14 protein-coding genes are annotated in these 14,861 nt (G+C 67.6%); 6 read left to right on the plus strand and 8 right to left on the minus strand.

Annotated elements, in window-relative coordinates; translation table 11 throughout:
- Nucleotides 1–28: 28 nt before the first annotated feature.
- Both zwf and AB4061_RS07975 read right to left on the minus strand, forming a co-directional pair.
- Nucleotides 29–1,477: a glucose-6-phosphate dehydrogenase gene (gene zwf, locus AB4061_RS07970; protein ID WP_441632845.1), complete on the minus strand. Its 1,449-nt coding sequence runs from the start codon at nucleotides 1,475–1,477 to the stop codon at nucleotides 29–31.
- Nucleotides 1,478–1,693: 216 nt separating this feature from the next.
- Nucleotides 1,694–2,491 carry a PaaX family transcriptional regulator gene (locus AB4061_RS07975; RefSeq protein ID WP_441632523.1) on the minus strand — a complete coding sequence of 266 codons (798 nt, stop codon included), beginning with the start codon at nucleotides 2,489–2,491 and terminating at the stop codon, nucleotides 1,694–1,696.
- 181 nt (nucleotides 2,492–2,672) lie between these two features.
- Between AB4061_RS07975 and AB4061_RS07980 the strand changes: the two genes are divergently transcribed.
- Nucleotides 2,673–3,473 carry a crotonase/enoyl-CoA hydratase family protein gene (locus AB4061_RS07980; protein ID WP_441632525.1) on the plus strand — a complete coding sequence of 267 codons (801 nt, stop codon included), beginning with the start codon at nucleotides 2,673–2,675 and terminating at the stop codon, nucleotides 3,471–3,473.
- 161 nt (nucleotides 3,474–3,634) lie between these two features.
- Here the strand turns inward: AB4061_RS07980 and AB4061_RS07985 are convergent, their stop codons facing one another.
- A complete protein-coding gene (locus AB4061_RS07985) occupies nucleotides 3,635–4,525 on the minus strand; it encodes an inositol monophosphatase family protein (protein WP_441632527.1) in 891 nt (296 codons plus the stop codon).
- Between the two features lie 101 nt (nucleotides 4,526–4,626).
- Here AB4061_RS07985 and AB4061_RS07990 point away from each other — a divergent pair, with 101 nt between their 5' ends.
- From AB4061_RS07990 to AB4061_RS08005, 4 genes are all read left to right on the plus strand, one after another.
- Complete coding sequence (locus tag AB4061_RS07990) at nucleotides 4,627–5,364, plus strand: helix-turn-helix domain-containing protein (protein ID WP_441632528.1); 738 nt, start codon at nucleotides 4,627–4,629, stop codon at nucleotides 5,362–5,364.
- A gap of 100 nt (nucleotides 5,365–5,464) precedes the next feature.
- Nucleotides 5,465–5,743: a type II toxin-antitoxin system HicA family toxin gene (locus AB4061_RS07995; RefSeq protein ID WP_441632530.1), complete on the plus strand. Its 279-nt coding sequence runs from the start codon at nucleotides 5,465–5,467 to the stop codon at nucleotides 5,741–5,743.
- A gap of 111 nt (nucleotides 5,744–5,854) precedes the next feature.
- Complete coding sequence (locus tag AB4061_RS08000; protein ID WP_441632532.1) at nucleotides 5,855–6,559, plus strand: glutathione S-transferase N-terminal domain-containing protein; 705 nt, start codon at nucleotides 5,855–5,857, stop codon at nucleotides 6,557–6,559.
- A 20-nt stretch (nucleotides 6,560–6,579) separates the two neighbouring features.
- Nucleotides 6,580–6,882 (plus strand): cupin domain-containing protein, encoded by a 303-nt coding sequence (locus AB4061_RS08005; RefSeq protein ID WP_441632533.1) that lies wholly within the window; start codon nucleotides 6,580–6,582, stop codon nucleotides 6,880–6,882.
- Nucleotides 6,883–6,974: 92 nt separating this feature from the next.
- Here the strand turns inward: AB4061_RS08005 and fusA are convergent, their stop codons facing one another.
- Entirely contained in the window at nucleotides 6,975–9,023 is a 2,049-nt protein-coding gene (fusA, locus tag AB4061_RS08010; RefSeq protein WP_441632535.1) for an elongation factor G, read from the minus strand.
- A gap of 646 nt (nucleotides 9,024–9,669) precedes the next feature.
- On the opposite strand from fusA, the gene edd reads away from it, so the two are divergent.
- Nucleotides 9,670–11,496, plus strand: coding sequence for a phosphogluconate dehydratase (edd, locus tag AB4061_RS08015; protein WP_441632537.1), 1,827 nt, complete (start codon nucleotides 9,670–9,672; stop codon nucleotides 11,494–11,496).
- A 22-nt stretch (nucleotides 11,497–11,518) separates the two neighbouring features.
- On the opposite strand, the gene AB4061_RS08020 is transcribed toward edd, so the two are convergent.
- From AB4061_RS08020 to AB4061_RS08035, 4 genes are all read right to left on the minus strand, one after another.
- Nucleotides 11,519–12,511, minus strand: coding sequence for a porin (locus AB4061_RS08020; RefSeq protein WP_441632539.1), 993 nt, complete (start codon nucleotides 12,509–12,511; stop codon nucleotides 11,519–11,521).
- A 336-nt stretch (nucleotides 12,512–12,847) separates the two neighbouring features.
- The gene (locus AB4061_RS08025; RefSeq protein WP_441632847.1) at nucleotides 12,848–13,732 is read right to left on the minus strand and encodes a mechanosensitive ion channel family protein; all 885 of its coding nucleotides are present in this window, start codon (nucleotides 13,730–13,732) and stop codon (nucleotides 12,848–12,850) included.
- 46 nt (nucleotides 13,733–13,778) lie between these two features.
- Nucleotides 13,779–14,237, minus strand: coding sequence for a hypothetical protein (locus tag AB4061_RS08030; protein ID WP_441632541.1), 459 nt, complete (start codon nucleotides 14,235–14,237; stop codon nucleotides 13,779–13,781).
- A gap of 51 nt (nucleotides 14,238–14,288) precedes the next feature.
- Complete coding sequence (locus tag AB4061_RS08035; RefSeq protein ID WP_441632543.1) at nucleotides 14,289–14,732, minus strand: asparagine synthase-related protein; 444 nt, start codon at nucleotides 14,730–14,732, stop codon at nucleotides 14,289–14,291.
- Nucleotides 14,733–14,861: the final 129 nt, after the last annotated feature.

A 14,861-nucleotide genomic window follows, 5' to 3' on the forward strand; every position in this document is an offset into this window, starting at 1 on the left:
GGGTCAATCAATGATCAGCGGGCGCGGCTCACACCTCTTCGTGCCAGAGCGAGCCGTCGCGCGACATCAGCGCGGACGAGGAAGCCGGGCCCCACGTGCCGGCGGTATACGCCTTGGGCGGCACGGTGCTGCCCGCCCACGTATCGATGATGGGCTCGACCCAGCGCCAGGCCTGCGCCTGTTCGTCGCGCCGCACGAATAATCCAAGGCGTCCGCGGATGACATCGAGCAGCAAGCGCTCGTAGGCGCCCGCGCGGCGCACCTTGAAGGAGTTGGCGAAGTCCAGGTCGAGCGAGGTGCCCGTGAGCGCCACCGTATCGCCGGGCTGCTTGACCAGGAAATACAGGCGGATGCTCTCCTCCGGTTGCAGCCGGATCACCAGCCGGTTCTGCGGCGACAAGGTCAGCGGGCGCGGGAAGATGGCGTGCGGCACATCGCGGAAGTGGATGACGATCTCCGCCACGCGCGACTGCATGCGCTTGCCGGTGCGCAGGTAGAACGGCACGCCGGACCAGCGCCAGTTGGCGATCTCGGCCTTGATGGCGACAAAGGTCTCGGTATGGCTGTCGGGCGCGATGCCCTTCTCGTCCAGGTAGCCCACCACCGGCTTGCCGCCCACCGCGCCGGCCCGGTACTGCCCGCGCACGGTTTTCTCGGCCACGTCCTGCGGCGTGATGGGCTTGAGCGCCTTGAGGATCTTGATCTTTTCGTCGCGGATCGCGTCCTCGGACAGGCTGCTGGGCGGCTCCATCGCCACCATGCACAGCAGTTGCAGCAGGTGGTTCTGCACCATGTCGCGCAGCGCGCCGGTGTTGTCGTAGAACTCGCCGCGCGTCTCCACGCCAAGCTCCTCGGCGATGGTGATCTGCACGTCCTGCACCCACTCGCGGCGCCACAGCGGCTCGAACAGTGCGTTGCCGAAGCGGATCGCCATCAGGTTCTGCACCGACTCCTTGCCCAGGTAGTGGTCGATCCGGTAGATCTGGTCTTCGCCGAAATACTGCGCCACGGCCGAGTTGATCGCATCGGACGAAGGCAGGTCGTGCCCGAGCGGCTTCTCCAGGACGATGCGGACATTGGGATGGTTGAGCCCGGTGCGCGCGAGCTGCTCGCAGATGGGGACAAAGATATGCGGCCCGGTGGCGAGATAGCACACCACCACCTCTGGCGAGCGCTGCAGCACCTTGGCCGCCAGCGCGTCGAAGTGCTCGGGCACGCGGGCGTCGGCCTGCACATAGCTGATGCGCGCAAGGAAGGTGGCCCAGGCTTCGGGCGGCGCATGCTCAAGACCCGGCCGCACGCTCTGTTCCAGCGAGCCGATGTAGTCTTCGGTGGAAAGGGGATGGCTGCCGGTGGCAAGAATGCGGGCGTTGGGATGAAGCAAACCCGCGCGGTGTGCATCGAACAGCGCCGGCAGCAGCTTGCGCCGCGCCAGGTCCCCGGTGCCGCCGAACAGCACCATGTCGAAATCGGGCATGCTCACCCTGTACTCCTTGTCTTGGCCAACGTGGGTGCGGCGCAAGAGCCCGGCGGGGCCTGCGGGGTTCCGGGAACACCAGCGCGCGTCACTTTACTGAGTGCCGCGGTGCGCCGCATAAGTTCCGGCCAGTTTAGTTGAGTCGCTGCCGCTTGGCGAGGCGAGGATCGCTCGGCGCCACCCGGCGCGCAGCCCGCGATTCGCCGCCTGCGCGCGCTAGCCGGCCAGCAGATCCACCCACAGGCCGCGCGCCTGGAGCTGGTAGGCGCGCGTGGCCTCGATCAGGGCGCGGCGGGGCGCCGGGTCCATGATGGCCTCGGGCAACAGCGGATCGCGCACGATGGCGCGGATGATGGCACGCCCCACCAGCATGGTTTCGCGCGCGCCGGCATCCGGCGCCATGCGCGCCAGCTTGGCCCGGCTGCGCTCAAGCTGCGCCAGCGCGCGGCGGTACGCGGATTGCAGCGCCGGCACGTCCCACAGCTGGGGCATGCGCGCGGCGGCATCGGCATCGAACTCGCGGCCCACGAATAGCAGGCCGGCGCTGGCCATCCCGAGCCGGGACAGCGCCGCGCGCATGGCCGGGGCGCCGCCCGCGAGGTTGTCCGGGCGCACGTTGATGCCGGCGGCCAGCACCCGAAAACCGGACAACGAAAGCGCGCGCGCATGGTGGCGCCAGGCGGTCTTCTCGCTGCGCGCCACCGCGGCGTCCTGCACCACCAGCCAGTCGCCAGCCCAGTGCCCCAGCCGGCTCTCCTTTTCAAACCAGTGCTCGACCTCGTCGTAGACCGGGTTGCCTTCCGGCAACACCGCGTAGCAGCCGCGCTCCGTCTTGACGATGCGGCCCTGGCGCTGCAGGCGCGTCAGCGCCACCCGCACGCTGGGCGTGCCGATGCCCATCACCTCAGCGCCGCGCGCCAGCGCCTGCACCGGCAGGGTACGCTCCGGGTGGCCGTAGAGCAGGTCCAGGACCAGGTCGGTCGCCGAGGGCTCGCGGATTTCTATTTCATGCATGGGTCGAAAGCGGGAGCAACGTGGGCGGTAAAGAATGCCGCGAAGGGTAAACCAGGAATATTTCTTTTATTGGCATAAATATATCATTTGACGAAATATTTACGCATGTGGAAAAACACCTAGAAAGTACTTGAAAGTACCCGATTCACCCTTGCCAGGCGCAGGCACCGAGGATGAGAGCATGGATAGTAAGCCCAGTCAGCCCAACCATTATGTCAGGACCGAAACGTGCGGCCCGGTCCTCACCATCATTCTGGACCGCGCCGACAAGCGCAACGCCGTGGACGGCCCGATGGCGCTGTCGCTGCGCGAGGCATTCACCCGGTTCGAATCCGACCCGGCGCTGCGCGTGGCCGTGCTGTGGGGCGCGGGCGGGCATTTCTGCGGCGGCGCCGACCTGTCGGCGGTAAGCGACCCGGCGCGCCGTCACGAACTGGATCCGCAAGGCGGTGGCGCGGGCCCGATGGGCCCGAGCCGGATGGCGCTGTCCAAGCCGCTGGTGGCCGCGGTCAGCGGCTATGCGGTAGCGGGCGGGCTGGAGCTGGCGCTGCTGGCGGACCTGCGCGTGGCGGAGCGCGATGCGGTTTTCGGCGTGTTCTGCCGGCGCTGGGGCGTACCGCTGATCGACGGCGGCACGGTGCGCTTGCCGCGCATCGTCGGCATGGGCCGCGCGCTTGACATGATCCTGACCGGCCGCCCGGTGTCCGCCGAGGAAGCGCTCGCCATGGGGCTGGCCAACCGCGTGGTCGAGCCCGGCCAGGCCCGCGCCGCGGCCGAGGCGCTGGCGCATGAGCTGGCCGCCTTCCCACAGCGCTGCATGCTGGCGGACCGGGCCTCTGCCTACGGGCAATGGGACCTGCCGCTGGCCGACGCACTGCGGGCCGAAGGCGCCAACGGCACGCCGATCGTGTTCGAGGAGGGCATTCCGGGCGCCGCCCGCTTTGTCGGGGGTGCCGGCCGGCACGGCAATTTCTCCGGCTAGGCAAGTATCGGGAACAGGGACGGGGACGGGGACGGGGACGGGGACGGGGACGGGGACGGGGACGGGGACGGGAACGGGAACGGGAACGGGGCAAACACGCCCCGGCGCAATAAAGCGTACCCGTTTCTGCGTAGCCAAACCGGGACGCAATGGCCATGGAATCAGCCCCATACCGCCAGCGCCGAATTCAGCCCACCATGCATGGCCGGCCCGGCGGCCACGATCCCCTGGCACCCCCAGGCGAACGGCTTGCCATCCAGCGCGGTCACCACGCCACCCGCCTCGGTCACCAGCAACGCGCCTGGCAACCAGTCGTAGTAATCCTGCCCGCACTCCCAGTAGCCATCTAACGCGCCACCGGCAACCAGCGCCAGCAACAACGATGTGGGGCCGTATACGCGCTGCCCGAACACCTGCGGCAACAAACGGCCAAAGCGATCCAGAAAGGCCGCGGTATCGCTACGCACCTGCCCTGGCCAGTTGGGATGCGCCGTGGCGATCAGCGCCGAGGCCAGCTCCCCGCGCGCATTGGCCCGCAATGGCGCCCCGTCGCAATCGGCGCCCTGGCCGGCGCCCGCGCGATACGTCCGCCCGGTGGCCGGGTCATGCACCAGCGCCAGTGCTGGCACCCCTTCCACCACCAGGCACAGTGCAATGGTCCAGCCCGGCATGCCGCTCAGGTAGTGCAGGGCGCCGTCGATGGGATCGCAAACCCAGTAGGCGTCGGCATGCTCCGGTGCCTGCTGCGCGCCGCTTTCCAGTTCCTGGTCGGAAAACGGAATCCGCGGCCAGCGCTCCAGCAATGCCCTTTTCAGCGCCAAGCCGACGGCGCCGCTGTGCTGGTCGAACGCCGCCCGCAGGGCCTGGAAGTCGGCGGGGGCGCTGCGCGGCTGCTGCGTGCGCAGCCGCCGGCCTTGCTGGGCGAGCAAGGTGCTCAGGCTATCGAGCACTGCTGCCACGGGCTGGCCGAGACGTTCGGAAAGGGGCTGAGTGTTGGTGTTGATGTTGGTGTTGATGTTGATGTTCGCGTGGGCATTGATGTTGGCATTCACGATGCATCGCTCCTGGCTGGGTTGGAGCAGCCAGTCTAGGCACTTGCCACATTGCCCTCTAACGATAGAATGCCAACTTATATTCGAAACGGGCCAAATCGATGTCGCTACGAGAAATCCGGCCGATCGCACATGAAGCCGCCCGGGAACAGGTGCCGCATGCGCATGCCGAGGGCCAGTTGTTCACCGTGAAGTCCGGCGTGGTCAGCATCGAGGCCGGTGGCGGGCGCTGGCTGATGCCGACCGGCTGCATCGGCTGGGTGCCGCCGCATGCATCGCACGGTGCGCACATCCATGGCGCGATGACCGGAATGAGCCTGTATTTCGACGAGGCATGGAGCCGTGCCGCCATGCCGGAAACCCTCAAAGTGGTACGCCTGTCGCCGCTGCTGGCCGCGCTGCTCGACGCGCTGGCGCAAGCCGAGCCGCCGTCCGGATCGGTGCGCGAGCACTACCTGGCGGTCTTTGCCGATGACTTCATCCGCCAGCCGGCGCAAACACTGTTCCTGCCCATGCCCCAGGAGCCGCGCTTGCTGCGCATGGCCACCGCCTTGCTGGCCAGCCCGGACGACAACACCGGCCTGGATGGTTGGGCGGCACGCATCGGCATGGCCCGCCGCACGCTCACCCGCCACTTTCAGGCCGACACCGGCTGGAGCCTGGCGCAATGGCGCCAGCAGTTGCGCATGCTGGCGGCCATGGAGCGGCTGGTGGCAGGCGAAAGCGTCACTACCGTGGCGCTCGGCCTGGGCTACGCCAGCGTCAGCAGCTTCATTGCCCTGTTCCGCCGTTACACCGGCGCCACGCCGCGGGCCTACCTGGCGCTGGGCAAGTGCTGAGATAGGACAGGCGCGAGGGTCCCCTCGCGGGTGCAGCAAGCGCCGACCTACCCACTCTTGTATGCTACGGCTATTGCCGCCGAAGAAGCCTGACCGCGCCATGAGCCACAAATCCCGCAGCCTCCTGCAGTCGATCTTCAGTCACCCGCTCAGCAACAACATCCACTGGCGCGAGGTGGAGTCGCTGCTGCAGCAACTCGGCGCGAAGGTGGAGCCGATCCAGGGCGCCCGCTTCAGGGTGGTGCTCAACCAGTATGAGTTCTACCTTCATCACCCGCACCATGGCAATGTCTGCGCCAAGCAGGAGATCAAGCACCTGCGCGATTGCCTGGTTGCCGCCGGCGTCAGCCCTCCCGACGGCGACGACAAGCCGAAGTGACCCGGCGCTTGCCCGGGCAGGCCCCGCGGCGAACCCCGGCACGGCCATCCTCATCGGCCGCCAAGGCCAACCATTGCCCCAGCTCATCCATTCCCATTCCTACGGAATTCCATGACCAATCTTTCCGCCTTCCTCGTTACCAATAAATGGCCCGCCCTGCGCCCGGAGCGGATCCAGCTCTATTCGCTGCCCACGCCCAATGGCGTCAAGATCTCGATCATGCTCGAGGAAACCGGCCTGCCGTACGAACCGCACCTGGTGCGCTTCGACACCAATGACCAGTACACGCCGGAGTTCCTGTCGATCAGCCCCAACAACAAGATTCCCGCCATCCTCGACCCGAACGGCCCCGGCGACCAGCCGCTGGCCCTGTTCGAGTCCGGCGCGATCCTGCTCTACCTCGCCGACAAGAGCGGCAAGTTCATCCCCCAAGATCCCGCCGGCCGCTACGAGACCATCCAGTGGCTGATGTTCCAGATGGGCGGCATCGGGCCGATGTTCGGGCAACTGGGATTCTTCAACAAGTTCGCCGGCAAGGAATACGAGGACAAGCGCCCGCGCGACCGCTATGTCGCGGAAGCCAAGCGCCTGCTGGCCGTGCTCAACGGCCGCCTCGCGGACCGCGTCTGGATCATGGGCGACACCTACACCATTGCCGACATCGCGACCTTCCCCTGGGTGCGCAACCTGATCGGGTTCTACGAGGCCGGCGAGCTGGTCGGCATCCAGGACTTCCCCCACGTCACGCGCGCGCTCGAGGCCTTCCTGGCGCGTCCCGCGGTGGCCAAGGGCCTGGATATTCCGAAGCGCGTCTAGACCAACCCGGAGCCACACCAGTGCCGCTGATTCAGTTTGACGACCTTGCCGCCGCGCTGCCCAGCGCATGGAAGTCCACAGTCGTGGGCCAGGTCGGCCCCGCCCGCATCAAGGTCCTGCGCATGGATGAACAAGCGTATGAAGCGGAGACGCACGACTACAACGAAGGCCTGCTCGTGGTGAGCGGACGGCTCATGTTGCAAGTGCAAGGCGAAGCCGGCACCGTTGTCGTCGAGCCGGGGCAGATGTACCTCGCCCTTGCCGGCATCCCCCACGCCGTGCTGCCCGGCAGCCACGGCACGCTGGTGATCGTCGACGTCTGAGCGGGCGTGTGCGCGCCGGCGGATGAAGCCTCGCCGGTCGCCAGGGGGCGGGCACCCACGCGGCGCCCGCCCGATTGCAACCGCCGTCAGACTCAGCCAGCCATCTCCACCACCGCCGTGGCCGGTGCCGCGGCATAGTGATCGAACTGCATGCCAAAGCTGGCGCGGCCCGAGGTCAGCGCGCGCAGGCTGCCGATGTAGCCGAACATGCTGGCCAGCGGCACATGCGCCTCCACCACCATGGTGTTGCCGCCACCGCGTTGCGATTGCCCGCGCACCATGCCCCGGCGCCGGTGGATATCGCCGATGACATCGCCCACATGATCGGCGGGCGTCACCACTTCCACGCTCATCACCGGTTCCAGCACCACGGGCGCAGCCTGCCGCGCGGCTTCACGGAAGGCGCACGCGGCCGCGGTCTCGAAGGCCAGGGCCGAGGAGTCGCGCTCGTGATAGCTGCCGTCCAGCAGGATGGCCTGGACATCCACCACCGGGTAGCCGGCGAGCACGCCCTGCGCGGCCGCGCGCCGGATGCCGGCCTCCACCGCCGGCACGAACTCGCGCGGCACCGCGCCACCGCTGATGCGGCTCTCGAACCGGACGCCCTCGCCACGCGCCAGCGGCTCGAAGCGCAGCACCACTTCCGCGTACTGTCCCGGGCCACCGCTTTGCTTGCGATGCAGGTAGCGCGCATCGGCGGCACGGGTCAGCGTTTCGCGATACGCCACCTGCGGGCGGCCTACCGTGACCTCCACCTGAAAGCGTGTGCGCAGCTTCTCCAGCGTGACCTCCAGCTGCAGCTCGCCCATGCCGGACAGCAACGTCTGCCCGCTCTCCGGATCCTGGCGCAGGCGCAGGCTCGGATCTTCCTGCACCAGCACTTGCAGGCCGCGCGACAAGCCGGCCTGGTCGGACTGGCTCTTCGGCTCGATGGCCACGTCGATCACCGGCTCGGGCGAGTCGATCGTCTCCAGCACCATGGGGTGCGCGGGATCGGTCAGCGTGTCGCCGGTGATGGTGGCCTTGAGGCCCGCTATCGCCACGATGTCGCCGGCCACGGCAACCTCCAGCTCCTGCTTGCGGTCCGCATGCATCTCATACAGCCTTGCCACCCGCTCGCGCTTGCCACTGCCCGCGTTGAGCACGGTGTCGCCGACCGCGAGCCGCCCGCGATACACCCGCAAGAACGTCAGCGTGCCGTGCGCATCGTGCACGACCTTGAAGGCGAGCGCCACCAGCGGCTGGTCCGCGTCCGCGCTCACGGCATGACGGCCCGCTTCGCCAGGTGCCGGCAGGTACGCTGTCACCGCATCGAGCAAAGGCTCCACGCCCTTGTTCTTGAAGGCGGAACCCGCCAGCACGGGCACCACGGCTGCGCTGATGGTCGCGCGCCGGATGGCTGCGCGCAGGGTGTCCGCGGCCGGCTCGCGGCCCGCCAGGTAGTCTTCCAGCAAGGCATCGTCCTGCTCGGCCAGCGTTTCCAGCAAACGCTGGCGCCAAGCCGCGGCCTGCTCCGCCAGCGCCTGCGGCACGGCATCGGTCACGTAGCCCGTGCCGCCCGCGCCGCCTTGCCATAGCAGGGCCTGCATGGTGACGAGGTCGACCACGCCGTGGAAATCGCCCTCGCTGCCGATCGGCAACTGCAGCACGAGCGGCACCACGCCAAGGCGTTCCTCGATCATGCCGGCCACGCGCAGGAAATCCGCGCCGGTGCGGTCCAGCTTGTTGATGAAGGCCAGGCGCGGCACGCGGTAGTGGTCCGCCAGGCGCCAGTTGGTCTCCGTCTGCGGCTCCACGCCGGCCACGCCGTCGAACACCACCACGGCGCCGTCGAGCACGCGCAGCGAGCGGTTCACCTCGATGTTGAAATCGATGTGGCCCGGGGTATCGATCAGGTTGATCTGGTGCCCGCGCCAGAACACGGTGGTGGCCGCGCTGTTGATGGTGATGCCGCGCGCCTGCTCCTGTGGATCGAAATCCATGGTGGCGGCGCCGTCATGCACCTCGCCCAGCCGGTGGCTGGCGCCGGTGTAGAACAGGATGCGTTCGGACGTGGTGGTCTTGCCCGCGTCCACGTGGGCAATGATGCCGATGTTCCTGAGTTTCCTGCTTTCCTGCCTGCTTTCGTTTCTGCTTTCCATGATGGGCTGCCTGAATGCAAACACCCTGGCGGGTGCGTGCCTGCCAGGGTGTTTTTGGTCCCTGGGAGGCGATCTGCGAGGCCTCCCGGACTGCATGTGCAGCCAGGAGGCTATGGGATCGCTTGCGAGGCGGCGCCGGCATGCCGCATGCGGCACGCAATGGTCTCGGTGACTACGCCAGACGACGCCGTTACCGCACCAAGGGACGAGCGCAAGCCCCCGTTCCCTTGGCCGGTTTGAATCGTGGCAATCAACTTGTCGTAGGTACGCATGGCGTGTCAGATGGTGGCGAAACAAAAAAACAAAACCCCGGCGGGCCTGCGGGCCGTCCGGGGTTGGCGATGATCGGTTTCGTCGTTCCCGGAACTGGCCTTGCAGCCTTCCGGGCGGGACGCTCGGAAGACTAGACGTGAATAGCCAGCAGCACGCGTTCACCGTAAGGTGCCGCGGCAAACGCTGCAATGGCGGTGCGTTGCGCTACTTGCTTCATGTCGTTTGAACTCCAGAGAATGGGGCGGAGTCTAGCACTTGTGGAGAAAACGTGCAGCGGCTCATACTGGCGCCAACCGCGCGCCAACCGCGCGCCAACCGTGCACCCCTCCCCAAAGTGCACTAGGCTGAAAAAGCACCCACGCAGGAGATCCCCATGCCAAGTCACCCAGTCCTGGAACGGGTCACCGCCCGCATCATCGCGCGCAGCGCCGCCACCCGCCAGACCTACATGGACCGCACCCGCGCCATGGCGGGACAGAAGGTGGAGCGCGCGCAGCTCTCGTGTACCAACCTGGCGCACGCCGTGGCGGCCATGCCCGAGCAGGCCAAGATCCGCCTGAAGGCGCAAGAGCGCCCCAACCTCGCCATCGTCTCCTCCTACAACGACATGCTGTCGGCGCACCAGCCCCTGGCGGAGTATCCGCAATGGCTCAAGGAAGCCGCGCTGGAGGCGGGCGGCACCGCGCAATTCGCCGGCGGCACGCCCGCCATGTGCGATGGCGTGACGCAGGGCCAGGACGGCATGGATCTCTCGCTGTTCTCGCGCGACGTGATCGCGCTATCCACCGCGGTGGCGCTGTCGCACCAGATGTTCGACGGCGCGCTGTACCTCGGCGTGTGCGACAAGATCGTGCCGGGGCTGGTGATGGGCGCGCTGTCGTTCGGCCACCTGCCCGCCATCTTCGTGCCGGGCGGCCCCATGACCACCGGCATCGGCAACGAGGAAAAGGCGCGTGTGCGCCAGCGCTACGCCGAGGGCAAGCTCAGCCGCGCGGAGTTGCTGGAGGCGGAGAGCAAGTCCTACCACGGCCCCGGCACCTGCACCTTCTACGGCACCGCCAACTCCAACCAGATGCTGATGGAGATCATGGGCCTGCACCTGCCCGGCACCGCCTTCGTCAATCCCAACACGCCGCTGCGCGAAGCGCTCACGCGCGAATCCGCGCGCCAGGCGCTGCGCCTTGTGCATGGCGGCGATCGCTATACGCCGGTGGCGGACGTGCTCGACGAGCGCGCCTTCGTCAATGGCATCGTCGGCCTGCTGGCCACCGGCGGCTCCACCAACCATACGCTGCACCTGGTGGCGATGGCACGCACCGCGGGCATCGTGCTGGGCTGGGACGATTTTGCCGAGCTATCGGAAGTGGTACCGCTGCTGGCGCGCGTGTATCCGAACGGCAGCGCGGATGTGAACCAGTTCCAGGCCGCCGGCGGACTCGGACTGGTGATTCGCGGCTTGCTGCAGCTTGGCCTGCTGCACGATGACGTGACCACCGTGGTCGGCAAGGGCCTGGCCGACTACACGCGCGAGCCGGTGCTGCGCGATGGCAAGCTCACCTGGATCGAGGGGCCCGAAGCGCCGCTGGACGACAGCATCGTGCGCGCCGCCGGCCAGCCTTTCGCGCCGGAAGGCGGCATCAAGCTGCTTGACGGCAATATCGGCCGCGCCGTGCTGAAGATCTCGGCGGTCAAGCCCGAGCACCACATCGTGCAAGCCCCGGCGATGGTGTTCCACTCGCAAGACGCGCTGATCGAAGCGTTCAAGCGCGGCGAGCTGGAGCGTGACTTTGTCGCGGTGCTGCCATGGCAAGGGCCGGCCGCCTGCGGCATGCCGGAGCTGCACAAGCTCACGCCCACGCTGACCGTGCTGCAGGACCGCGGCTTCCACGTGGCGCTGGTGACGGACGGACGCATGTCCGGCGCGTCAGGCAAGGTGCCGGCCGCCATCCATGTGTGCCCCGAGGCATTGAGTGGCGGCGGCATCGCCCGCGTGCGCGAGGGCGACCCGATGCGCGTGGACGCGCATGCGGGCGTGCTCACGGTGCTGGTGCCCGAAGCGGAATGGGCCGCGCGCTCGGTGACGCCACCCGATCTGTCCGCCAACCGGCATGGCGTGGGACGCGACCTGTTTGCCAATTTCCGCCGCCACGTCAGCACGGCGGAGGCCGGGGCGTGCTCGCTGTTTGCCGAGGAGGGCTGACGGGAGATGGCTTGTGCGCGGCTTAGAAGCTATGGCTGATGCCGGCGCCGAAGCCGGTGCCGCCGCCTGCGTAGCGGCTGTGGCGATACGACACCGCGCCGTACAACGTGGTGCGCTTCGATAGCGCGTAGTCCACCCCGCTGGTGACGTAGCCGGTCGCGCCCGCCGTGCCATAGCCCTGGAAATCGCGCGCGCCCGAGAGCTTCAGCGTATAGGCGCCCACGCGCCAGTTGACGCCAAGCGTGGCGGCGCTGCGCCTGGCGCTGGCGTCGCCGAGCAAGGCCTGGCTCGCGGCGCTTAGATGGGTCTGGCTGTACGAGGCCATCAGCCGCACCTTGGTGAACGCGTAGGCCAGCCCCGCGAACCACGTGTTGTCATAAGCCGAATTGCGCTCCGCCGTCAGCATGGCCGACCAGGGCCCGGCATCGTAGTTGAGCGAGGCCGCCAGCGGGCGCGTGCGGTCCTGGTTGCCGGCGGCGTCCGGCGTTTCGTTCTTCTCCACGCCGGCGGATACGTGCACGTGCATCCCGCCCCATTTTGGCGAGTCGTAGAACACGCCGTTGTTCAGGCGCGAGTATTCGCCCGCGGGGCCATTGTGATACGGATCGGTGCGATAGGACGGGTGATACACGTACCACGCCACGGAACTCACGCGGTTGAAATTGTCCCAGCTGTCGTACTGCCAGTCGTATTGCCACATCGGCGTCAGCGCGCGGCCAACGCGCAGGTCGCCATAGGGCGACCTGATGCCGACGGTGGATTCGCCCTGGAAATACGGCGTGGCGCCGCTGGCTTCGAGCCGGCCATTGCCCATGTCGAAGCGCGTTTGCAGGTTCAGGGTGGCGGCCCAGCCGGGGGCCAGGGTTTCGCTGCCGCGCAGGCCGATGAAGCTGCGCTGCAAGGTGCCGAGCTGAATGGGCTGGCCGGGCGCGGGACGAAAGATGCCGACGTTGGCAAACCCGTACAGCGTGAGGCTGCCCTGCGCGTTGGCCATTGGCGCGGCGGGAGCGAGCACGGCGGCGCAGGCCAGCGCGGGCAGACACCGCGCGAGCCTCGCGCGCGATGCACAAGGGAAGATGCCTTGATTGGCGGGAGAGACTTTGCGCAAGCTGAGGGGCTTCCGGGCGAGGGGGTTCAGTTCGAGCTTGTGTGCAGACAGCAAATCCAATTCCAGAGATTGAAGGCATGCCGTGTTGCGCCGCGTGGCGCAACGAAACGCGGATACCGGTGAAGAACCCGAAGGGGAGAGAGAAATGGAAAGGCCAATGGCGGCGCAAGCGCTCACCACCAAACGAGATCGCCACCGGGGTGCTTGCGCACCGCGGCGGCGGTATCCGAAGAGGTTGGTTCGTCAGCTCAGGCGATGCGCGGGACTCGGCGCGGCGGGCGCGGCCGCTTGCACGTCCTCGGACACGCGCCACTCCTGCACCGGCAGGGCGATGGCACAGCCGGCGGCTTCGAGCACCTGCTTGATGCGGTGGTAGAAGGCGAAGCGCACGTTCCAGTAATCCCCGGCGGCAACCCAGCAGCGCACGTTGAGCGTCACGCCCTGCGCGGCGTAATTGACCACCATCGCCTCGGAGGCCGGGTCCGCCAGGACGCGGCCCTCGGCCGCAAGCATGGCGCGCAACGCATCGAGTGCGGCCTGGATGTCGGCATCGAAGGTGACCGTGACTTCAATGTCGAGCCGGCGGGTGGGATTCTCGCTGTAGTTGGTGATGGCGCTGCCCCAGATCTTGCCGTTGGGCACGCGCAGGCAAACCCCGTCGAAGGTGGTCAGCTCGGTCATGAACAAGCCCGTCTCGCGGACGGTGCCGGCCACGCCCTGCGCATCGATGTATTGGCCCACGCGAAACGGCCGCAGCAGCACCAGCATGATGCCCGCGGCGATGTTCTGCAGCGTGCCCTGCAACGCCAGGCCGATGGCCAGGCCGGCGGCGCCGAGCATGGCGATGATGCTGGCGGTCTGCACGCCGAATTGCGACAGCACCAGCACCACCGTGATCACGCGCACGATCCACTGCGTGACGCTGGCCAGCATCGGGCGCAAGGTGGCATCCACGCTCGGGCGGTCAAACGCGCGCAGCACCGCGGCGCGGGCGCGCCCGGAGAGCCACCAGCCCAGGATCAGGATCAGCATGGCGGCGATGCAGTTCAGGCCTTGCTGCACCACCAGTTGCAGCAAGTACGCCCAGGCTGCTTCCAGCTTGTGGGGCTCGATGAAGTTCAGGTTCATGGATTCGGCTCCGGCGATCAGTGTGGAAAGGCGAGACATGCTTGGCTCAGGATGCATCGTCGTCGCGGCAGCGGTGCACCGGTTCCCCGGCATCCGGCAGCGGCGTTTCGCTGCGCGCCGGTTGGCCCGGATCGAACTGGTGCGAGAAGCCAGCCACCGAGCGCATGCGGCGCTGGCGGTCCTCCGGCAAGGTAAGCACGCTCTGAATATAGACCGCGAGCCATTCCGCAAGGCGCACCAGCACGGACAAGCGTGCGCGCGCGTAGCCATGCGAGGCGTCGGCGCCGAAACAAAGCAACGCGGTACGCACATCGTGCCCGGCGCTCACCGCCGCGCCCGCATCGGCATGATGGAAGCGGAACATATCCCGATGGCTGGGAATGCCGTGCTTGTCGCACAGGCGCGGCGAGCGCGGCGGTGACGAAATCGCCCACCTGTATACCGATTTGCGCTGCGCCTGCGGCGTGGTCTTGAGGTAAAGCGGGTCGATCTTCAGTGTCTGCATGCGGGCGGGTTCATGGTTCGGTTCGAAAGATTTCAGGAAGAGGTTGGTACGCTATTGATCGTGAAGAGGTTGGTACGCACGAGCGTGGCATCGGGCCATGAAGCGCTCGGCGACCGGCTGCGGTTCGTGGTTGGCCACGCCGGTTCGCTCGTTGGCTTCGATGATCACGTGCTGCGGCTGATCGTGCGCCGGCACCAGAAAATCCACCCCCACCACCGGGATGCGCAGTGCGCGCGCAGCGGTGACGGCGGCCTCGCCGCCCGCGGCTTCGAAGCCGATGGCGTAGGCACGCAGGTCGGGCGTACCCGTTTCTGCGAGCAATCCGGTGATCGGGCTGGCGTCCATGCCGCCCGACAACAGCCCGCTCATCGACACGTCGGCCACGGTGCGGCGATAGTCGAACGCGCGTGCGCCCAGACCGACCAGGCCCTCTGCGCCGGGGCCGCGCCTGGCCCGGTCGCGGGTCATGTCTGTGACGGCGCGCAGGTCGGCCATGACCCGATCAGAGCGTCGTTCTCCAGCAATGCCACACATGTTTGGTCACTCTCCTGTCACTGGCGGTGCCCGGACTACCAAAGCCGGCGATGGCCAGACTTGATATCAGACGATTGCCTGCATTTGATT

The sequence above is a fragment of the Cupriavidus sp. YAF13 genome (genome assembly GCF_052113425.1).
Lineage (GTDB): Bacteria > Pseudomonadota > Gammaproteobacteria > Burkholderiales > Burkholderiaceae > Cupriavidus.

Coding starts and splice junctions, on each gene's coding strand:
- zwf (WP_441632845.1), bottom strand. CDS start 1,477: ATGCCCGATTTCGACATGGTGCTGTTCGGCGGCACCGGGGACCTGGCG.
- AB4061_RS07975 (WP_441632523.1), bottom strand. CDS start 2,491: ATGCATGAAATAGAAATCCGCGAGCCCTCGGCGACCGACCTGGTCCTG.
- AB4061_RS07980 (WP_441632525.1), top strand. CDS start 2,673: ATGGATAGTAAGCCCAGTCAGCCCAACCATTATGTCAGGACCGAAACG.
- AB4061_RS07990 (WP_441632528.1), top strand. CDS start 4,627: ATGTCGCTACGAGAAATCCGGCCGATCGCACATGAAGCCGCCCGGGAA.
- AB4061_RS07995 (WP_441632530.1), top strand. CDS start 5,465: ATGAGCCACAAATCCCGCAGCCTCCTGCAGTCGATCTTCAGTCACCCG.
- AB4061_RS08000 (WP_441632532.1), top strand. CDS start 5,855: ATGACCAATCTTTCCGCCTTCCTCGTTACCAATAAATGGCCCGCCCTG.
- fusA (WP_441632535.1), bottom strand. CDS start 9,023: ATGGAAAGCAGAAACGAAAGCAGGCAGGAAAGCAGGAAACTCAGGAAC.
- edd (WP_441632537.1), top strand. CDS start 9,670: ATGCCAAGTCACCCAGTCCTGGAACGGGTCACCGCCCGCATCATCGCG.
- AB4061_RS08025 (WP_441632847.1), bottom strand. CDS start 13,732: ATGAACCTGAACTTCATCGAGCCCCACAAGCTGGAAGCAGCCTGGGCG.
- AB4061_RS08030 (WP_441632541.1), bottom strand. CDS start 14,237: ATGCAGACACTGAAGATCGACCCGCTTTACCTCAAGACCACGCCGCAG.
- AB4061_RS08035 (WP_441632543.1), bottom strand. CDS start 14,732: ATGGCCGACCTGCGCGCCGTCACAGACATGACCCGCGACCGGGCCAGG.